Source organism: Pseudomonas versuta, from assembly GCF_001294575.1.
GTDB lineage: Bacteria > Pseudomonadota > Gammaproteobacteria > Pseudomonadales > Pseudomonadaceae > Aquipseudomonas > Aquipseudomonas versuta.
On record NZ_CP012676.1, the window covers coordinates 3,266,153 to 3,284,727 of the forward strand.

The window sequence follows — 18,575 nt, forward strand, 5'->3', positions numbered from 1 at the left end:
AAGCTGGGGTAACTGCCCCGGGCGCAATCAGGCAATTGCGGGGATCCCAGGACAGCGCTACCTTAGTGACTTGTTTTTTGTTTGGCAAGCCGCCCGATGACCTCCTTTAAAAACGATAAAAACACCCGAACCACGGGTCGCCCCACCCTTAATGAAGTCGCCCGCCTTGCCGGCGTCAGCCCGATTACCGCCTCGCGGGCCCTGCGTGGGATCAGCAGTGTGGCCACTGAGCTTGCTGAAAAGGTGCGCAAGGCTGCCGACGAACTGAACTATGTGGTCAATCCGGCGGCACGGGCGCTGGCCTCGGCGCAGAGCCATTCCGTGGTGGTACTGGTGCCATCACTGTCCAACCTGCTGTTTATCGACACGCTCGAAGCTATTCATTCCGTCTTGCGGCCCAAGGGCTTTGAAGTGCTGATCGGCAACTTTCACTACTCCCGGGACGAAGAAGAAAACCTGCTGCGCAACTACATGTCCTACCAGCCACGGGGGTTATTGCTGACAGGTTTTGATCGTTCCGAAAGCTCGCGCCGGATGATCGAGAACAGCAATGTGCCCTGCGTATACATGATGGAACTGGACGCCGCTGCAGGCCTCAATTGCGTAGGCTTTTCACAGATAAAAGCCGGAGAGACCGCTGCACACCACTTGATTTCACGCGGGCGTCGTCGCCTGGCCTATATAGGTGCACAGCTTGACCAGCGCACTCTGTTGCGCGGCGAAGGGTATCGCCTTGCCTTGCAGCAAGCCGGCCTGTACAACCCCGATCTTGAAATGCTGACGCCTCGCCCCTCCTCTGTCGGCCTGGGCGGCGAAATGTTTTTGCAGTTGCTGGCCAACCATCCACAAGTGGATGCCATATTTTTCGGCAATGACGACCTGGCACAGGGCGCCCTGCTGGAAGCCGCGCGCATCGGCATTAAAATCCCCGAGCAAATTGCCATCCTGGGATTCAACGATCTGCCCTCCTCCGAGTTTATGGTGCCGCGCCTCAGCAGCATTCGCACACCGCGAGAAGCCATTGGCCGTCACGCCGCCGAGCAGATGCTCACTTTGATGGCAGGAAACCGGGTCGCCAATCCGGTCCAGGACATGGGCTTTGACTTGATGGTGCGTGAAAGTACTTAGGTCCGGTAAAGCAGTCGCAGCATAGAGCACTAATTTGTAACCACTTATGGCAACAAGACGCTGTATTTCTCCAGTCCAGGCCCAAACTTAACAAGCAATAACCTTAGTAAGCGAACTACCCTTTCTGACTTATAGAAAGGGTAGTTCGCCAATGCCTGAAGTCTCCTCTACCTACACTGCCGGACCAGCGTCGCCAGCGGACGGAATTGATCCTTCCCGTGCGGCCTGGATCAGCGCACGCATTGATCGCCTGCCTGCCGTGGCCAGTGTCTGGAAATTAGTAGCCCTGCTTTCAATAGGCGGATTTTTTGAGCTTTATGACCTGTTCCAGACGGCCTATATAAGCCCGGGCCTGATTCGCGACGGTATTTTCGCGACGGGGGCACAAGGGGTGTTCGGCTTTTCGGATCAGGCCGCTTTCGCCTCGGCCACTTTTCTTGGCCTGTTCCTTGGCGCCAGCATGCTCAGCCCCTTGGCCGACCGCTTCGGACGGCGCGCCATTTTCACCTTCGCCTTGATCTGGTACACCATCGCCACTGTTTTGATGGGCGTTCAGAGTTCGGCACTGGGTATCATCCTCATGCGTTTCCTGGTGGGCATTGGCCTGGGGATTGAGCTGGTCACGATTGACGCCTACCTGTCAGAACTGGTGCCCAAGCGCATGCGCAGTTCTGCTTTTGCCTTTGCGTTCTTTATCCAGTTCTTGTCAGTACCGGCGGTGGCATTGATGTCCTGGTGGCTGGTACCACAGGCGCCGTTTGGAATTTCGGGCTGGCGTTGGGTGGTATTGGCCAGTGCCGTGTTTGCGCTGTTTATCTGGTGGTTACGCTCAAGCCTGCCTGAGTCCCCACGCTGGCTCGCGCAAAAGGGTCGCTTTGAAGAGGCCAATAAAATCCTGGGTGACCTGGAATCGCGCTGCCTGCGCGATCATAAAAAACCATTGGATATTCCAGAGCCCGAACCCGTGAACCTTGAGGGTGAAGGGCGCTTTGCCGATATCTGGAAACCGCCGTACCGCCGACGCGCCATCATGCTGATCGTGTTCCACGTATTTCAGGCCATCGGGTTTTTCGGGTTCGGCAACTGGTTGCCCGCATTGATTTCAGGTCAGGGGGTCAGCGTCACCCACAGCTTGATGTATGCCTTCATCATTACCCTGGCCTACCCTCTGGGGCCGCTGCTGTTCATGCGCTTCGCCAACCGCTTTGAAAACAAATGGCAGATTGTCGGCTCGGCACTGGGAGCCATGATTTTCGGCACCTTGTTTGCGTTTCAGACCAGCGCCTTGGGCCTGGTCTTTTGTGGGGTGATGATCACCTTCTGTAACGCATGGCTGAGCTTCAGCTATCACTCCTATCAAAGCGAACTTTTCCCCACCAACATCCGGGCGCGCGCCGTCGGCTTTTGCTATTCCTTCAGCCGTCTGTCCACTGTATTCAGCAGCTTGTTGGTCGGTATTTTCCTGGAGCACTTCGGCACCCCGGGAGTTTTGGCGTTCATCGTCAGCAGCATGCTCATCGTGATGATCACCATCGGCGGTTTTGGCCCGCGCACCCGCAACCTGGCGCTGGAGAACATTGCCCATCGCTAAGAGCCATAGGGCTTGGGCAGCGAGTACGCAGCAATCGAGGGAGTGATTGGGCTTTAGTGCAACTGCAAGGTCGAATTGAACTGGCTGATGGCATCAACCACATGCCTGGAGCCCTGCTGGATCTCCAGAATCGCTTCGCCAGCCTCGTTCGCCAGCGAAACCCCCAGCCCAGTCCGGCTCAGGCTCGACTGCATGCTGTTCACCGCGCTCAGTGACAAATCATGGTTCTTGCGTACCACCTCGACAATTTCCACCGTTGCCGCGCTGGTACGTGCCGCCAGGCTTCTGACCTCATCGGCCACCACTGCAAAGCCCCGTCCGTGCTCGCCAGCCCTGGCCGCTTCAATCGCAGCATTGAGTGCCAATAGATTGGTCTGGTCGGCAATACCGCGAATGGTCTGCACGATTTTGCCAATGATGTCGGACTGCTTGCTCACGGCATCAATGCTTTGCGCGGCTTCATTGAGATCTTTGGAGATGGCTTCGATGATCTGTACGGTTTGCTGAACCACCTGCGAGCCCTTCTGTGCACAGGCGTCGTTTTGTACCGAGGTGCTGTGGGCCGATTCAGCGGCGGTTTGCAGGCTGATCACTTGAGCGGTGATGTCGCTGGCGAACTTCACCACTTTATACAGTCGACCCTTGGCATCAAAAATCGGGTTGTAGGACGCCTCCAGGAAAACCGTATGACCGTATTTATCAACCCGTTCAAAGCGCCTGGAATGATATTCGCCACGGTTCAGAGAGGCCCAAAATGCTTTATACCCGGCTGACTCACTCTCACTGCGCAGGCAAAACATGCTGTGATGCTGGCCTACAATCTCAGCCAATGAGTAATGCATGGTGTCGAGAAAGTTCTGGTTGGCGCTCATGACATGACCGTCGGGAGAGAATTCAACCATCGCCATGGCGCGGCTCAACGCATTCACAATACTTTGGTTTTCATGCTCTTTATTGATTCGTTCGGTAATGTCGCAAGCCACTTTCAATACCCGGACAACTTCACGATTCTGGCCTGTAATCGGCATATAACTGGCTTCGAGCCAAATCTCGCGACCGGCTTTATCAAGCCGCAAGAAAGTGCCACTCACGGGTACACCGCTCGCAAGTCCGCTCCAGAACTGCGCGTACTCTTGACCCCGCAGATAGTCCGGCTCACAAAAAAGTCGGTGATGTTTTCCGCGAATCTCGTCGGCTGAGTAGCCCATGACGCGACAGAAGTTTTCGTTGGCATCCAGAATGACACCTTCGGGCGTGAACTCGATCATTGCCATGGAGCGATCAACGGCCATCAATTTGGCCTTGATATCATCCAGAGAACCGCTAAGGCGCTGGTTCTCGAGCAGATCGGCTTTGCGGTGCAAATTGAACATGGCGAAATCCCGAAAGATGCTTTCTATTGATAATTCAAACGCGTCAAGACACAACAATGACTGTGTCTGTAGCCCTTAATATAGAGTCGTTCGCACTTCGGGGATGTTAGATAGAGTTGCTCGGCCCCAAGACCTGAAGCATAGCCAACCAAATAAAGCGTGCAAGCAAATCGCCACCAGCCTGCGACAAAGCGCTCACGGGTGAAAAATGATCCAATTGGACGATGCGGGAATTTAAAACAGAAGGAGCCCGGTCTACGGGCCCCTGTCAATCACTCAGTGGCCAAACAATCCGACTTCGGATTTTTTGGTTTTCTTGTCTGCGCGTTTCTCATCGGCTGTTTTAGCCGGTTTCTTCTTCGCGGCTTTCTTTGAATCCATACCTTTGGCCATTTTAAGCGCTCAACTGTTCAGGGGTGTGGCCACAGGTATAACACCGATCCATGGCTAACTAATATTTAAAATCCTTTATTCAGAAAACCACGACAAATAAAGCCTTTTAATTGCCAATAAGCGGCAACAGCCAAGGTTTAATAAGTAAGCCCTCAATTGTTTATACTGGCGCCCCCTGTTCAAGCCTGTGGACTTATGACTGCCATTACTTATTCTTTGCTCGAAGCGCCGCTGTGGCCTTTGATGAACAAGTTTTACCGCGCTCACCAATCGTCGATGAAAGCGAGCAAGGACGCTCAATTGTGGGTAGCCCGCCAGGAACAGATCATCGCCGGGTTATGCCTTCGGCCTATGGCCAGTGGCTACTGGTTGACCGGCCTGTTTGTCGATCCGGCAGTGCGCGGGCAAGGCATAGCGCCAGCACTGGTCAACGCGGCAATTTCATCGTGCGAAGGGACGGTCTGGTTGTTCTGCGACCCCGAACTGCAAGGGTTCTATGAAAAGCTGGGGTTCGGGCTGGATGTCGACTTGCCGCATGCCCTGCATGAGCGGCTGGTCCGCTATCAACGCAACAAGGCGATGATAGCGATGTGCCGTTGAACCCGATGCCCCTGCAGGAGCGAGCTTTTCGAAGCGCTTTCAAAGAGCTCGCTCCTACAAGGTAGGGCAGTTATTCTCCGGCGCCCGGCTCCAGATCAGGAAACAAGACTTCAATAAAACCAAATTTGCTGAAGTCCTTGATGCGCGACGGATACAGACGACCGATCAGGTGGTCGCATTCATGCTGCACCACTCGCGCATGAAAACCTTCTGCCACACGTACGATCGGTTCACCTTTAGGCGTGAAGCCTTCGTAACGGATCTTTTGAAAACGCTCGACTGTCCCGCGCAAACCAGGCACCGACAGGCAGCCTTCCCAATCTTCTTCAAGCGCAGGACTGAGCGGGGTGATCAACGGATTGATCAGGATGGTTTGTGGTACAGCTTCAGCATCCGGGTAGCGTTCGCTGTGCTCGAAACCGAAGACCACCATTTGCAGGTCAACGCCAATCTGCGGAGCCGCCAGCCCGACACCCCCCGCGTGCTCCATGGTTTGCAACATGTCGTCCAGTAACTGCCAGAGTTCCGGGGTATCGAACATGTGCTCCGGTACAGGCTGAGCGACACGCAGTAAACGCTCATCGCCCATTTTCAGAATTTCACGAATCATAGTCAGGCTTCATCTGGAGTGGATGGAATGGAATGGTCACGCCCCAGCCCGGAGACGTGTTGCTTGGGATCAGGGTCGTCGGATCCATCGAAGGTTTTTTCGCCCGGATCCTTGCCCTCTGCCGACATGTGCTCGATCACGGCGTTCATTTCAGCCCCCAGCAGCAACACCGCGGCGGAAATGTAGAAGTACAGCAACAGCACGATGATCGCACCGATGCTGCCATACATGGCGTTGTAGTCAGCAAAGGTTTTGACATAAAAGGCAAAGCCCAACGAAGCAACGATCCACACCACCACCGCCAGCACCGAGCCTGGGGTGATGAAACGGAATTTTTGCTCCACATCCGGCATCACGTAATACATCACCGCCACCGCCACCATCATCAGCAATACGATCACGGGCCAACGCAGGATGGTCCATAGCGTCACAACGAAATCTTCGAGCCCCACCTGCCCTGCCAGCCAGCTCATGACCTGCGGCCCGAGTACCATCAACGCGGCAGCCGCCAGTAGCATGCCGGCAATACCGATGGTGTAAAAAATCGACAGCGGAAAGCGCTTCCAGATCGGCCGGCCTTCGACTACATCGTAGGCAGCATTCATCGCGCTCATCATTAGCCGTACACCGGCCGAAGCGGTCCACAAGGCAATGACGATACCCACCGACAGCAATCCGCCCTTGGACTGCTGCAACTGATCAATGACCGGGTTGACCTGCTCCAGCGCCTGGGGCGGCAGTACCAGTTCGGATTGCAGTCGCAACCAGGTGAAAAAGTCGGGCAGATGCAGGAAGCCGATCAAGGCAATCAAAAACAGAATGAAGGGAAATAACGAAAACAGCATTTGATAGGCCAGCGCCGAGGCGTAGGTCGACATTTCGTCGTCGATAAACTCCTTTACCGTACGGATCAGGACTTTGCCTATCGGCAGGCCATTCAAGACCGGGAAAAACATAGCGTCTCCTTTCGCCGCTTGGAAATTGAGTTCTACAAGCCAGCCAACAGCTTAAGGTAGGGGTTGTACCTCAAATGTAGCCGCGTTGGCGACTTTGGAAACACTTATGCAAAAACGGCCATCACCAGGATGGCCGTTCATTTCGCAACAGGCGCCCGACGCGCCTCATGCAATTAGCCTGTCAGGCCTTGTCTACGGTTTTCTTGACCGTATCTTTCACTTTGCCTACAGCCTGCTGGCCTTCGCCTTTGAGCTCTTGAGCCTTACCTTCAGTACGTAGCTTGTCATTGTCGGTCGCTTTACCGACTGCTTGTTTGACATTACCTACCGCTTCGTTCGCTTTGCCTTTGATCTTATCGCCAGTGCTGCTCATGGGATTTCTCCTGATGAAATTTCGGATGTCATTACATCGACAAAATCATTGACTCGTCCGCCACCAAGAGAGTTTCATTTATTTTCAGGCCATCATTTCGTCGTTCCGCGCAGGTTGAGCTTTATGTTTGCCGCCTAACCCCGAGAATGCGCAACGTATTCAGGCTATGGCGCTGAAGATCAGCAATTGTAGGAAGGTTATGAAACTCGATAAAAAGCTGGCCATTGCCCGCAGAAACCAGGAACTCGGCGGCGCGGTGCTTGGCGTCAACAACTGCCATTTCGCCACACTGAACACCAACAAGAACATCTGGTGGTTCGATATCCCTCTGGCTCGACTGGCCGTCGGCCAGTACGAATGGGTGCATCTGCTGCTGCACACCCCAAGTACCGATGAACTGCTGCACTTGAAAGTAACGACTGCATTCCTGCGTGAGAAACGCGAAGGTATGGTGGTACGCGCGACGCACAAGCGTACGCCAACCATGAGCCTTGAGCTGAGCGCGGACAAAGACTCCTTCCTGCAAGATGTGCGTCCGACAGGCACAGGCGTCAATTTCTCGCAGTTTCTACAGAAATAACCACTCAAACCCTGCAGGAGCGCTCTTGCTCGCAATGAAATCGATGCAGTGGATCAGACACTGCGCGGCCTGAATCGCGAGCACCCTCCTGCAGAGTGGCGGACACCAGCTAAAACAACAAAGCCCCGCAATGAGGGGCTTTGTTGTTTGCGGAGCAACTTACTTTTTAAGGCCCAGCTTCTTCATTTCTTCGTCACGCAACTCACGGCGCAGGATTTTGCCTACGTTAGTGGTCGGCAAACTGTCACGGAACTCGACGATTTTCGGCGCTTTATAAGCGGTCAGGTTAGCGCGCATATGCGCCATCACCTGCTCTTTGGTCAGGGTCATGCCCGGCTTGACCACGATAAACACCTTGATCAGCTCGCCGGTTTTTTCATCTGGAATACCAATCGCCGCTGATTGAAGCACCTCAGGCAGGGAGGCCATTACATCTTCCAGCTCGTTCGGGTACACGTTGAAGCCAGAGACCAGAATCATGTCTTTCTTGCGATCAACAATACGCATATAGCCATCAGGTTGAATAACCGCGATATCACCGGACTTCAACCAGCCATCGCTGTCCATGATCTCGGCGGTGGCATCAGGACGCTCCCAATACCCTTTCATGACCTGCGGGCCTTTGATGCACAGCTCGCCGACTTCACCCAGCGGCAGCTCTTCACCCGCATCGTTGATGACTTTGCACAGGGTCGAAGGCATCGGAATGCCAATAGTACCGATCTGAATGTTTTGAATCGGGTTGACCGAGGCCACCGGGCTGGTCTCAGTCATGCCGTAACCTTCACAGATCGCACAACCGGTTACAGTCTTCCAGCGCTCGGCCACAGAGAGTTGCAAAGCCATTCCGCCCGACAACGTTACTTTCAGCGACGAGAAGTCCAGCTTGCGGAAACCCTCGTTGTTGCACAGCGCAATAAACAGGGTGTTAAGGCCCACGAAGCCGGTGAACTTCCACTTCGACAGTTCTTTAACCATCGCAGGCAGGTCGCGCGGGTTGCTGATCAATACATTGTGATTGCCCAGCAGCATCATCGCCATGCAATGAAAGGTGAACGCGTAGATGTGGTAAAGCGGCAATGGCGTAATCAGGATTTCACAACCTTCATTAAGGTTGGAGCCCATCAGCGCCTTGCACTGCAACATGTTGGCGATCAGGTTGCGATGGGTCAGCATTGCCCCCTTCGCCACCCCGGTGGTACCGCCAGTGTATTGCAGTACAGCGACGTCACTGCTGGCCGGGTGGGCCTCGTTCACTGGCTGGCCGTGCCCCTTGCTCAGCACATCATTGAACTTGATGGCCTTGGGCAAGTGATAGGCCGGGACCATTTTTTTCACGTATTTGATAACACTGTTGATCAATACGCGCTTGAAGGGCGATAGCAAGTCAGCCACTTCAGTGACAATCACATGCTTGATCGAAGTCTGCGGCACGACCTTTTCGGCCAGGTGCGCCATGTTCGCCAGGCATACCAGGGCCTTGGCGCCGGAGTCATTAAACTGGTGTTCCATTTCCCGCGCGGTATACAGCGGGTTGGTGTTGACCACGATCAAGCCGGCGCGGATGGCTCCGAACACAGCGATCGGGTATTGCAGCAAGTTGGGCAACTGCACGGCGATCCGGTCGCCGGGTTGCAGATCGGTGTGCTGCTGCAGGTAGGCAGCAAAAGCACCAGACTGCTCGTAAAGCTCACCGTAAGTGATGGTTTTACCGAGGTTGCTAAAGGCTGGTTTATCAGCAAAACGCTGGCAAGATTGGCGCAACACCGTCTGAATATTAGGGTATTCGTCCGGGTTGATTTCAGCAGCAATCCCAGCTGGGTACTTATCCTTCCAAAAGCCGTCAATCATGGAAGCCCGCTCCTCAGCGTTGCGAATTCTTCACCGCATTTTATGCGGTTATTATTTGTTTGATTTTGTAATGGATAATTCTGGCTTTTTACTTATCGAGAAGTCACAAAGCGCGCCGAGAGTAGCAGCTTTGCCAGAGGCCGCCTAGAGCCAAAAATGCCCCCCAGAGTCACAAACCTGACTGTAGGACAATCCAAAGTCATCATTAGTACAAAAACTCTATTGCCGCCAAAACCTCTCTATCCCGGGCATTACAGCCAACCTTGCAGGGATTTCAATCAAACACTGCACCTTGTTATAGACGAATAAAAACGCCCGCTTGCTCAAAGCAAACGGGCGTTTGTCGCCAGGCTGAACGAATCAGGCGTTATCACGTAACTCTCGGCGCAGGATTTTACCCACGGCGGTCATGGGCAAAGCATCACGAAAGACGATCTGTTTGGGCACTTTATAAGCGGTGAAGTTCTCTTTGCAGTACGCCTGAAGTTCTTCAACACTAACCCCGCCTGCGCGCGCGACCACAAACAGTTTGACCGCCTCCCCGGTGCGCTCGTCAGGTACGCCAATCACCGCGCAACTCGCCACCTTCGGGTGGGCCATCACGATGTCTTCGATTTCATTGGGGTACACATTGAAGCCTGAAACGATAATCAGGTCTTTTTTGCGATCGACAATGCGCACAAATCCGTCGGGATCAATCACCGCAATATCCCCCGTCCTGAACCACCCCTCAGCGTCCAGCACTTCAGCGGTTGCCTGCGGATTTTGCCAGTAGCCCTTCATGACCTGCGGGCCTTTGACACATAGCTCGCCGCTTTCACCCAAGCCCAGGTCGCTGCCGTCATCGCCGACTACTTTCATCGCCGTGCCCGGAACAGGCATGCCCACGGTCCCCAGCCTTGCCAGAGAACCGCACGGGTTGGCGCTGGCCACAGGCGAAGTTTCAGTCAGACCGTAGCCCTCTACGATCCGGCACCCCGTGAGTTTTTCCCAACGCTCAGCCGTAGCCCTGACCAGTGCGGTGCCGCCCGAATTGGTGATTTTAAGTCCCGAGAAATCCACACTCTTGAAGTCCGGGTGGTCCATGAGCGCGACAAACAGGGTATTGAGCCCCAGAAAAGCAGTGAATCGCCAGTTCTTCAACTCCTTGATGAAACCTTTGATATCACGCGGGTTGGTGATCAGGATGTTGTGGTTACCAGTGACCATCATCCCCATGCAATTGGCCGTGAATGCATAGATATGGTACAGCGGCAAAGGCGCCACCATGATCTCGCGGCCGTCTCTGAGGAAGGGTTGACCATCTTCGTCCAGTTGGGAAAGGCAAGCGCGGAGCTGCTGCATGTTGGCGACCAGATTGCCATGACTGAGCATTGCCCCTTTGGGCAGCCCCGTCGTGCCTCCGGTGTATTGAATGACGGCGGTATCATCCAGTGTCACCGGTACCGGGTGGATAACCTGACCAGCTCCACGGTGCAACACACTTTTAAACCCAATGGCCTGGGGTAGTTGATAGGCCGGCACCAGCTTTTTGACCTTGTCGACCACCAGGTTGGTGACCCAGCCTTTGGCTGCCGGCATCATGTCGCCCATTTTGGCTTCAATCAGGTAATCGATTTCGGTATCTGCCAGCACTTCCTGCACGCGTTTGCCAAACATATTCAAATACACCAGTGCCCTGATTCCGGCACTTTTGAACTGATGGCGCATCTCGCGCGAGGTGTACAGGGGGTTGGTATTGACCACTATCAGGCCTGCACGCAACGCACCAAATACCGCGATCGGGTATTGCAGGACATTGGGCATTTGTACGGCAATGCGGTCGCCGGGCTTGAGGTCTGTGCAGTTTTGCAGATAACCGGCGAACGCTGCGCTGTAGCGCTCCAGTTCGGCATAAGTGATGGTCACACCCAAATTGCTGAAGGCCGGGCGATCTGCAAATTTCTTGCAGGAGCGTTCAAACACATCTACGACCGATCTGAAGGCCGTCATATCAATATCCAGTGGTACACCGGCAGGACGTTTGTCGTTCCAGAAATCAGGTTGCATTATTTTTATCCTCGTACCTGAGTGTGTCTGGCCGCTTCTCTGGGCGTTGAAAAGCGGAGCTAACGGACGTTAACAGTTATCAAGTTGTAGGCAAATACAGCGATATTCGCCATTTACATCTTGAATCTTATTACTGCGGCATAGCGGGTTAAGTGGCTTGACTGCGAATGCGCTATACACTGCTCCTACTCCGTGTAAAGGAATGGCCATGATTCATGAGACTTTCTGGCTGGACGCGAATGACCGCAGCGGCCTGTTCGTTAACCAGTGGCTGCCTGCCGGCACCCCCAAGGCCATTGTGTTGCTTGCCCATGGCATGGCCGAACACAGCGCCAGATATGCGCGCCTGGGCCAGGTTCTGTGTGATGCCGGCTTTGGCCTTTATGCCCATGACCAGCGCGGCCACGGCAAGACAGGTGAACGTGGAACATTGGGCTACTTCGCTGACGAAGAGGGCTGGTGCGCAGTAGTCAGTGATGTCGCCAGTCTTAATCAGCACATTGGCCAGGCCCATCCAGGGCTACCGACTTTTCTGCTCGGCCACAGCATGGGCAGTTATATCGCCCAGGCTTATTTGCTGCACCACAGCAAGAGTTTGCAGGGTGCGATTCTGAGCGCCTCCAACTTCCAGCCTGTCGCCTTGTATCGCAGCGCCAGCCTGATAGCCCGGATGGAACGTTGGCGCCAGGGTCCAAAAGGGCGCAGTGCGCTGATCGAATGGCTGTCTTTTGGCTCGTTCAATAAAGCGTTCAAACCCAATCGCACCCAATATGACTGGTTAAGCCGTGATCCGGCCGAAGTCGACGCCTACGCCAGCGACCCTTTGTGCGGGTTCCGTTGCACCAACCAACTGTGGATTGACCTGCTGGGCGGCTTGCAGCAAATCAGCAAAGCGTCCAACCTCGCTCAGATAGATCCTGCCCTGCCATTGCTGGTGATGGGTGGCGCCTGTGATCCGGTGAGTGAAGGCAAGCGCCTTGAGGACCTGGCCCGGGCGTTGCGCAAAGCAGGCAGTCTGCATTTGCAACTCAATATCTACCCGCAGGCTCGGCATGAACTGTTCAATGAAACAAACCGTGACCAAGTGATGGCAGACGTTGTCGAATGGCTGAACCAGGCATTGCTTCACGCTCGTCCGCCACACAGCGAATAGCTCGACCATCTAAAAAATACTTTAAAATCAAAAACTTGAAATTAAACACTCGTCACAGGACATGCGCTAGATGACTCAGGTTACCAACACCCCGTACGAAGCCCTCGAAGTCGGTCAGACTGCCAGCTACAGCAAAACCGTCGAAGAGCGTGATATTCAGCTTTTTGCGGCCATGTCTGGTGACCATAACCCGGTGCACCTCGATCCGGAATTTGCCGCTGCGACCATGTTCAAAGAGCGCATTGCCCACGGCATGTTCAGTGGCGCGCTGATCAGCGCAGCCGTGGCATGCGAGCTGCCTGGCCCGGGCACTATTTATGTCGGCCAGCAGATGAGCTTCCAGAAACCGGTAAAAATTGGCGACACCCTCACCGTGCGTCTGGAAATTCTCGAGAAAATGCCGAAATTCCGCGTCCGTATCGCGACCCGCGTTTTCAATCAACGCGATGAAATCGTGGTCGACGGTGAAGCCGAAATCATTGCCCCGCGCAAGCAGCAAACCGTGACACTGCCGGTGTTGCCGGCGATCAGCATCGGCTGAATCGCAAACATAAAAAAACGCCGGCTAGCCGGCGTTTTTTTATGGGGTCACGCGGTATTCAGGATTGAGCACGAGCTCGGTTGCGCAGGGCTTTAACTTCATCGTGATTGCGCTGTACACCTTGAAGCTGGCGCACAACCAGATCACGAATGTGCAGCAGTTGGTGCTTGTCGATTTTTTCCAAGGCTTCTTTATAAGCCTTCAGCGCATGGTCTTCGCCGCGCTCGGCTTCATTAAGTACCGCCTCTTCGCCCTTGCCGGTAAAGATGGATTTCACATCGACCCAGCGACGATGCAAATCACCCGTCACACTGGTGCTGGTCTCCGGATCGCCACCCAGTGAGCGAACAGCACTCTGCAATTCAGCAGCGGCTGTACCGCAATCGGCAGCGCGCTGGACGAAAAAGGCCTTCAGATCCGGTTGCTTGATATCTTCAGCACAGGATTTGAATCCCTCCTGACCGTCTTTACTGGTTTCGATCAAATCGTTCAGGACAGAGATGGCTTCTTTATTAAGGTCAGTCATTGTTCAATTCCTTACAAGGTTGAGGATCGTGCAATAGGTATTGCAGAGCTCGTGCCAGTTACAGAATTTAACAAATCACATATATATCAATGACTTATAAAATACAGCTATTTCTGTATCCGGTTTATTTGCATGATCTGTCAATTGGCCTGCATGCAAAATGCCTGTATTTTTCATCCCGTTGATCCACGTGCCCGAAGGCTGTTGCATGAACCCCGAAAAACTCGAACTGCTGGTGACTCGCGAAATGCCATTCGGCAAATACAAAGGCCGAATCATCGCCGACCTCCCGGGCCAGTACCTGAACTGGTTTGCCCGCGAAGGCTTTCCACACGGCGAATTGGGCGGCCTTCTGGCCCTGATGCAAGAAATCGATCACAACGGTTTGTCAGACCTGCTCGACCCGTTGCGCGCCAAACACGGAAAACCCAAACCTCGCCACTGATAGAGTTGCCTTATGCCAAGGATTGAAGAGAACGCCCGCGATGAAAACTTCTGGCACGCTATCGCCGAGCGCTATGACATGGCACCCGGCCCGGTCAATCTGGAAAACGGCTACTTCGGGCGTATGACCCGGGGAGTTGCCCAGGACTACCAGCGCAATATCGACTTTATCAACCGCAACAACTCGGTGCATGTACGCCAGCAATTCGATGGTCCGCAGAACATCGAAATCCGTAATCAGCTGGCCGGGATGCTCGGAGTTGCACACGCCAGTATCGCCCTCACCCGTTGCGCTTCGGACGCACTGCAATCGCTGATTGGCAACTACAAGAACTTGCAGCCAGGCGATCAGTTACTGATCAGTGACCTGGAGTACCCCAGCGTCGAATCCGCCATGCGCTGGGTGGCACAGCATCGTGGCCTTGAGATCATCGAAATAGTCCATCAGCACCCCGCGACCCATGACGCCCTGGTGGCCAGCTATCGCGAGGCATTTGAACGTCATCCGCGGATCAAACTGATGGCGCTGACCCACGTCACCCACCGTACCGGCCTGGTTTTGCCGGTGCAGGCGATTGTCGAAGCGGCCAATGCTCACGGGGTGGACGTGGTACTGGACGGCGCCCATGCGCTCGGCCAGATCGAGTTTGACCTGCCGGCGCTGGGCGTGGCCTTTGCCGGCTACAACCTGCATAAATGGGTTGGCGGGCCTCTGACTCTGGGCTTTATGTACATCGACCCGCGGCGCCTCGCAGACATTGCCCCGGACATGGGCAGCCAGCGCTACCCTGAGCCTGACATCCGCACCCGTGCGCCCTACGGCACGGTCAATATTGCGGCATGGCTGACGCTGCCCAAGGTGCTGCAAGAGCACAAGGCATTGGGTGGCGCCAGGGCCAAAGGCGAGCGCCTGAACTACCTGCGAGAGCTATGGGTGAGTGAAGCGCGAAAAATGCCGGGAGTCGAAGTACTCACGCCTGACGATCCGCGTTTGCAGTGCGCCATTTCAGCGCTGCGCTTTACCGGGCTGGAGGATCAAAAGCCGATGGCAGACCGCCTGCTTGAGGACTACAACCTGTTCACCGTAGTGCGCGACGGTTCAGCCTGCGGCAGTTGTATCCGTATCACCGTGGGCTTGAGCACCTCACTGGATGACATCAACCGGTTGATCAGGGCATTGCGCGAGCTTTCCTGCAACCCACTGTAGGAGCGAGCTTGCCTCGCGATCTTTTAAAAGCTGGCGAGCAACCCCGCTCCTGCAGTGGGTGCCGGCACCAACAAATTGCGGGCAAAAAAAAGGTGCGCCGACCAAGCGCACCAAAAACCGTAGAACACACAACAAATTCTTTACAGGCTTGAGTCCAGCAGGGCCAGGGCCTCGGCCGTGCATTCCTGGATCCGGGCCCAGTCGCCGTTCTTGATCCACTCGCTGTCGAGCATCCAGCTACCGCCAACACACATGACGTTTTTCAATGCCATATAGTTGCGAATATTCGCCGGGCTAACACCACCGGTCGGGCAGAACTTCACTTCACCGAAGGGGCCGCCCAGCGCCTTGATCGCCGCCACACCGCCGCTGACTTCAGCCGGGAACAGCTTGAATCGACGGTAACCCAGCCCGTAGCCTTCCATAATTCCGGACGCATTGCTGATACCCGGCAGCAGCGGGATATCGCTGGCCACGCTGGCTTCGAGCAAGTCACGGGTAATGCCCGGAGTGACAATAAACTGCGAACCGGCCTCTTCGGCAGCCGCCAGCATGTGCCGGTCCAGCACGGTGCCCGCACCCGTCACCAACTCGGGCCGTTGCTCGCGCAGAACACGAATGGCCTTGAGCCCGAACTGTGAACGCAGGGTCACTTCAAGTGCCGTCAGACCGCCCGCTGCCAGCGCATCGGCCAGCGGCAAAATGTCTTGCTCACGAGCGATGGTGATCACCGGCAGAATTCGCGCCGAGGCACACAGTTCATCGATCAGGGCGACTTTATCCGCCATCGAAACGTGGGAAGTTTTTATTGTCATGGCAGCTGATCCTTGGCTCATGGGCACCAGTAAATCTCTAACGTAGGTTGCAGAAAGGCACGAATCGGCAAGGCGGCAATATCAGTGCCCGCCAGCGCTTCGTTGAGGGTATTCAATTTGGCCTGCCCTTGAATCGACAGCACCGTGTTCCTGGCGCTCGCCAGCAGGCTGCGGCTCATGCTCAAGCGTTGATGAGGCACGGTCGGTGCCAGCATCGGCCAGCAACGGCGCTCGCCATCCGCTTTCAAGGCTTCAAGCAGATTCGGGCTGTTGGGGAACAGCGATGCGGTATGCCCGTCATCACCCATCCCCAGGATCAGCACATCAATCGGCGGCAACTCGGCCAATGCCCGGTCGGCTTGCTCTGCCGCAGCGTCCAGATTGGCTGCAACGTTATACAAGCCGACAAAGCGCGCCTTGGCGCCAGGCCCTTGCAGCAGATGCTTTTTCAGCAGGCCGGCATTGCTGTCGGCGTGTTCGACCGGCACCCAGCGTTCATCAGCAAGGCTGACCACCACTTTGGACCAATCGACCGGTTGCTTGATCAGGCTCTGAAAAAACGCTACCGGACTACGACCGCCCGATACCACCAGGGTGGCAACCCCTTGTGCACCAATGGCTGCATTCAATTGCCCTGCCACTTTTTTTGCCAGTTCCTCGGCCAGAATCGCCGGGTTCTTGAAGGTGTGCGCGTTGACCCCTTCAGGCAGTTTCAAATCAGATATCGCCATACCAAGACCTCCCGTCCCGCGTAATCAATGCTATGGAACTCATCGGTCCCCAGGAGCCCGCCGCGTAGGGCTTGGGCGCATCACCAGACTTTTTCCAGCCGGCGATCAACTGGTCACACCACTTCCATGCCGCTTCAATTTCGTCCTTGCGCACAAACAGGTTCTGATTGCCGCGCATCACTTCGAGCAATAAACGCTCGTAGGCATCCGGAATCCGCGCACTGCGGTACGTGTCGGAAAAATTCAATTGCAGTGGGCCGCTACGCAGTTGCATGCCTTTATCCAGGCCCTGCTCTTTGGTCATCACCCGCAAGGAGATACCTTCGTCCGGCTGCAGGCGAATAATCAGCTTGTTGCCGATTTGCAGGCGCTGCTCCGGGGCGAAGATGTAGTGCGACGGCTCCTTGAAGTGGATAACGATCTGCGACAGTTTTTGCGGCATGCGTTTGCCAGTACGCAGATAAAACGGCACACCCGCCCAACGCCAGTTGCGAATATCGGCACGCAGGGCAACAAAGGTTTCGGTATCGCTCTGGGTATTGGAGTTTTCTTCCTCCAGATAACCCGGGACCGACTGCCCTTCGCTGTGACCGGCGATGTATTGGCCACGTACCACCTGGGTGGTCAGGCCCTCAGCGCTGATCGGGGCCAGCGCCTTGAGAACTTTTACTTTCTCGTCACGAATGCTGTCTGCCGACAAGTCCGCAGGCGGATCCATGGCAATCAGGCACAACAGCTGCAACAAGTGGTTCTGAATCATGTCGCGCAGTTGCCCGGCCTTGTCGAAATAGCCCCAGCGCCCCTCGATACCGACTTTCTCGGCCACGGTGATTTCAACGTGAGAGATGTAGCGCTGGTTCCACTGGGATTCGAACAGACTGTTGGCAAAGCGCAGGGCGATGAGGTTTTGAACGGTCTCTTTGCCCAGGTAGTGGTCGATGCGGTAAATGCGCGTCTCGGGGAAGAACTGCGCTACGGCGTCGTTGACCTTGCGCGACGAGTCAAGGTCCGAACCAATGGGTTTTTCCAGCACCACTCGGGTATTTTCAGCCAGACCGACCCTGGACAGGTTCTCGCAAATGGCGCCATACACCGCCGCAGGAGTCGCGAAATACGCGATCAAGGGCTGGTCGGTGCCGGCCTGTTCGGCCAGAAGCAAATAATCGTCAGTATTGAGAAAATCTACATGCAGATAGCTCAAACGAGCCAGGAAGCGGGTCAGCGCTTCATCTTCGATTTCCTTGTCGCCTACATACTGGCGCAACTGGCTGTCGATGTGCGCCAGATGCGTGAGGGCGTCGCCCGGCTCACGAGCCAGCGCCAGAATGCGCGTGTCGGCGTGCAACAGCCCGGCGCGATCCAGTTGGTATAAAGCAGGAAACAGCTTGCGCAAGGCTAAATCGCCAAGGGCGCCGAACAAGGCAAAGGTGCACGGTTCAACCGTAATCGAAGGCATGATGTTTGTTCTTTTATCAAGTTAAGCTACAAATACCTTTTTTCAAGGTATCACTCAAGGAAAAATGTAGTAATAACCACAACATTTTCTCAAAATACAGATTCCTGCTAGTGGTCGTTACAGGCCACAAGTAGGATAGGCCACCTTCCAGAGCCGCTTTAGAACACGGCTCTTTGCATCGCTGAACCAAGGAACATA

Annotated in this window: 18 protein-coding genes and 1 pseudogene; 8 read left to right on the forward strand and 11 right to left on the reverse strand. The window is 55.0% G+C overall.

Going from position 1 to position 18,575, the window contains the following annotated elements:
• Positions 1-96 precede the first annotated feature (96 nt).
• Together gntR and AOC04_RS14620 are read left to right on the forward strand one after the other, a co-directional pair.
• Positions 97-1,128, forward strand: a complete 1,032-nt coding sequence (gntR, locus tag AOC04_RS14615) for an HTH-type transcriptional regulator GntR (RefSeq protein WP_060694549.1) — start codon at positions 97-99, stop codon at positions 1,126-1,128.
• Between the two features lie 151 nt (positions 1,129-1,279).
• Positions 1,280-2,719, forward strand: a complete 1,440-nt coding sequence (locus tag AOC04_RS14620) for an MFS transporter (protein WP_060694551.1) — start codon at positions 1,280-1,282, stop codon at positions 2,717-2,719.
• Positions 2,720-2,772: 53 nt separating this feature from the next.
• Here the strand turns inward: AOC04_RS14620 and AOC04_RS24500 are convergent, their stop codons facing one another.
• Together AOC04_RS24500 and AOC04_RS24505 are read right to left on the reverse strand one after the other, a co-directional pair.
• Positions 2,773-3,345 (reverse strand): methyl-accepting chemotaxis protein, encoded by a 573-nt coding sequence (locus AOC04_RS24500; RefSeq protein WP_418054950.1) that lies wholly within the window; start codon positions 3,343-3,345, stop codon positions 2,773-2,775.
• Between the two features lie 27 nt (positions 3,346-3,372).
• Positions 3,373-4,092: pseudogene (locus AOC04_RS24505) on the reverse strand (PAS domain-containing protein); the annotation flags it as partial.
• Between the two features lie 588 nt (positions 4,093-4,680).
• Here AOC04_RS24505 and AOC04_RS14630 point away from each other — a divergent pair.
• Positions 4,681-5,085 carry a GNAT family N-acetyltransferase gene (locus AOC04_RS14630; RefSeq protein WP_060694557.1) on the forward strand — a complete coding sequence of 135 codons (405 nt, stop codon included), beginning with the start codon at positions 4,681-4,683 and terminating at the stop codon, positions 5,083-5,085.
• Positions 5,086-5,155: 70 nt separating this feature from the next.
• Here the strand turns inward: AOC04_RS14630 and def are convergent, their stop codons facing one another.
• From def to AOC04_RS14645, 3 genes are all read right to left on the reverse strand, one after another.
• Positions 5,156-5,695 carry a peptide deformylase gene (def, locus tag AOC04_RS14635; protein WP_060694559.1) on the reverse strand — a complete coding sequence of 180 codons (540 nt, stop codon included), beginning with the start codon at positions 5,693-5,695 and terminating at the stop codon, positions 5,156-5,158.
• Positions 5,696-5,697: 2 nt separating this feature from the next.
• Positions 5,698-6,651: a YihY/virulence factor BrkB family protein gene (locus tag AOC04_RS14640; RefSeq protein WP_060694562.1), complete on the reverse strand. Its 954-nt coding sequence runs from the start codon at positions 6,649-6,651 to the stop codon at positions 5,698-5,700.
• A 181-nt stretch (positions 6,652-6,832) separates the two neighbouring features.
• Positions 6,833-7,024, reverse strand: coding sequence for a CsbD family protein (locus tag AOC04_RS14645; protein ID WP_060694564.1), 192 nt, complete (start codon positions 7,022-7,024; stop codon positions 6,833-6,835).
• Positions 7,025-7,223: 199 nt separating this feature from the next.
• Here AOC04_RS14645 and AOC04_RS14650 point away from each other — a divergent pair, with 199 nt between their 5' ends.
• Positions 7,224-7,604: a hypothetical protein gene (locus tag AOC04_RS14650; RefSeq protein ID WP_003440740.1), complete on the forward strand. Its 381-nt coding sequence runs from the start codon at positions 7,224-7,226 to the stop codon at positions 7,602-7,604.
• Positions 7,605-7,763: 159 nt separating this feature from the next.
• On the opposite strand, the gene fadD1 is transcribed toward AOC04_RS14650, so the two are convergent.
• A complete protein-coding gene (gene fadD1 / locus AOC04_RS14655; RefSeq protein WP_060694566.1) occupies positions 7,764-9,455 on the reverse strand; it encodes a long-chain-fatty-acid--CoA ligase FadD1 in 1,692 nt (563 codons plus the stop codon).
• 360 nt (positions 9,456-9,815) lie between these two features.
• Positions 9,816-11,504, reverse strand: a complete 1,689-nt coding sequence (gene fadD2, locus AOC04_RS14660) for a long-chain-fatty-acid--CoA ligase FadD2 (RefSeq protein ID WP_060694568.1) — start codon at positions 11,502-11,504, stop codon at positions 9,816-9,818.
• A gap of 208 nt (positions 11,505-11,712) precedes the next feature.
• Between fadD2 and AOC04_RS14665 the strand changes: the two genes are divergently transcribed.
• Together AOC04_RS14665 and AOC04_RS14670 are read left to right on the forward strand one after the other, a co-directional pair.
• Positions 11,713-12,657 carry an alpha/beta hydrolase gene (locus AOC04_RS14665; RefSeq protein ID WP_060694570.1) on the forward strand — a complete coding sequence of 315 codons (945 nt, stop codon included), beginning with the start codon at positions 11,713-11,715 and terminating at the stop codon, positions 12,655-12,657.
• Positions 12,658-12,727: 70 nt separating this feature from the next.
• Positions 12,728-13,198, forward strand: a complete 471-nt coding sequence (locus AOC04_RS14670) for a MaoC family dehydratase (RefSeq protein WP_060694572.1) — start codon at positions 12,728-12,730, stop codon at positions 13,196-13,198.
• 58 nt (positions 13,199-13,256) lie between these two features.
• Here AOC04_RS14670 and AOC04_RS14675 read toward each other — a convergent pair whose 3' ends face one another.
• A complete protein-coding gene (locus AOC04_RS14675; RefSeq protein ID WP_060694574.1) occupies positions 13,257-13,724 on the reverse strand; it encodes a ferritin-like domain-containing protein in 468 nt (155 codons plus the stop codon).
• Positions 13,725-13,932: 208 nt separating this feature from the next.
• Here AOC04_RS14675 and AOC04_RS14680 point away from each other — a divergent pair, with 208 nt between their 5' ends.
• Together AOC04_RS14680 and AOC04_RS14685 are read left to right on the forward strand one after the other, a co-directional pair.
• Positions 13,933-14,169 (forward strand): DUF3820 family protein, encoded by a 237-nt coding sequence (locus AOC04_RS14680; RefSeq protein ID WP_019693207.1) that lies wholly within the window; start codon positions 13,933-13,935, stop codon positions 14,167-14,169.
• A gap of 12 nt (positions 14,170-14,181) precedes the next feature.
• Positions 14,182-15,375 (forward strand): aminotransferase class V-fold PLP-dependent enzyme, encoded by a 1,194-nt coding sequence (locus AOC04_RS14685; RefSeq protein ID WP_060694577.1) that lies wholly within the window; start codon positions 14,182-14,184, stop codon positions 15,373-15,375.
• A gap of 140 nt (positions 15,376-15,515) precedes the next feature.
• Here the strand turns inward: AOC04_RS14685 and AOC04_RS14690 are convergent, their stop codons facing one another.
• Genes AOC04_RS14690 through zwf form a run of 3 tightly spaced genes read right to left on the reverse strand, consistent with a single transcriptional unit; the run spans position 15,516 to position 18,377 of the window.
• Positions 15,516-16,211 carry a bifunctional 4-hydroxy-2-oxoglutarate aldolase/2-dehydro-3-deoxy-phosphogluconate aldolase gene (locus AOC04_RS14690; RefSeq protein ID WP_171970609.1) on the reverse strand — a complete coding sequence of 232 codons (696 nt, stop codon included), beginning with the start codon at positions 16,209-16,211 and terminating at the stop codon, positions 15,516-15,518.
• Positions 16,208-16,921: a 6-phosphogluconolactonase gene (gene pgl / locus AOC04_RS14695; protein ID WP_060694581.1), complete on the reverse strand. Its 714-nt coding sequence runs from the start codon at positions 16,919-16,921 to the stop codon at positions 16,208-16,210. The genes AOC04_RS14690 and pgl overlap by 4 nt, the downstream gene beginning before the upstream one ends.
• Complete coding sequence (gene zwf, locus AOC04_RS14700; protein ID WP_060694583.1) at positions 16,908-18,377, reverse strand: glucose-6-phosphate dehydrogenase; 1,470 nt, start codon at positions 18,375-18,377, stop codon at positions 16,908-16,910. Before zwf ends, pgl begins: the two co-directional genes overlap by 14 nt.
• Between the last annotated feature and the right edge of the window lie 198 nt (positions 18,378-18,575).

Excerpts from the sequence above, each read along its gene's own strand:
- gntR (WP_060694549.1), top strand. The coding sequence starts at position 97 with ATGACCTCCTTTAAAAACGATAAAAACACCCGAACCACGGGTCGCCCC.
- AOC04_RS14620 (WP_060694551.1), top strand. The coding sequence starts at position 1,280 with ATGCCTGAAGTCTCCTCTACCTACACTGCCGGACCAGCGTCGCCAGCG.
- AOC04_RS14630 (WP_060694557.1), top strand. The coding sequence starts at position 4,681 with ATGACTGCCATTACTTATTCTTTGCTCGAAGCGCCGCTGTGGCCTTTG.
- def (WP_060694559.1), bottom strand. The coding sequence starts at position 5,695 with ATGATTCGTGAAATTCTGAAAATGGGCGATGAGCGTTTACTGCGTGTC.
- AOC04_RS14640 (WP_060694562.1), bottom strand. The coding sequence starts at position 6,651 with ATGTTTTTCCCGGTCTTGAATGGCCTGCCGATAGGCAAAGTCCTGATC.
- AOC04_RS14645 (WP_060694564.1), bottom strand. The coding sequence starts at position 7,024 with ATGAGCAGCACTGGCGATAAGATCAAAGGCAAAGCGAACGAAGCGGTA.
- AOC04_RS14650 (WP_003440740.1), top strand. The coding sequence starts at position 7,224 with ATGAAACTCGATAAAAAGCTGGCCATTGCCCGCAGAAACCAGGAACTC.
- fadD1 (WP_060694566.1), bottom strand. The coding sequence starts at position 9,455 with ATGATTGACGGCTTTTGGAAGGATAAGTACCCAGCTGGGATTGCTGCT.
- fadD2 (WP_060694568.1), bottom strand. The coding sequence starts at position 11,504 with ATGCAACCTGATTTCTGGAACGACAAACGTCCTGCCGGTGTACCACTG.
- AOC04_RS14665 (WP_060694570.1), top strand. The coding sequence starts at position 11,713 with ATGATTCATGAGACTTTCTGGCTGGACGCGAATGACCGCAGCGGCCTG.
- AOC04_RS14670 (WP_060694572.1), top strand. The coding sequence starts at position 12,728 with ATGACTCAGGTTACCAACACCCCGTACGAAGCCCTCGAAGTCGGTCAG.
- AOC04_RS14675 (WP_060694574.1), bottom strand. The coding sequence starts at position 13,724 with ATGACTGACCTTAATAAAGAAGCCATCTCTGTCCTGAACGATTTGATC.
- AOC04_RS14680 (WP_019693207.1), top strand. The coding sequence starts at position 13,933 with ATGAACCCCGAAAAACTCGAACTGCTGGTGACTCGCGAAATGCCATTC.
- AOC04_RS14685 (WP_060694577.1), top strand. The coding sequence starts at position 14,182 with ATGCCAAGGATTGAAGAGAACGCCCGCGATGAAAACTTCTGGCACGCT.
- AOC04_RS14690 (WP_171970609.1), bottom strand. The coding sequence starts at position 16,211 with ATGAGCCAAGGATCAGCTGCCATGACAATAAAAACTTCCCACGTTTCG.
- pgl (WP_060694581.1), bottom strand. The coding sequence starts at position 16,921 with ATGGCGATATCTGATTTGAAACTGCCTGAAGGGGTCAACGCGCACACC.
- zwf (WP_060694583.1), bottom strand. The coding sequence starts at position 18,377 with ATGCCTTCGATTACGGTTGAACCGTGCACCTTTGCCTTGTTCGGCGCC.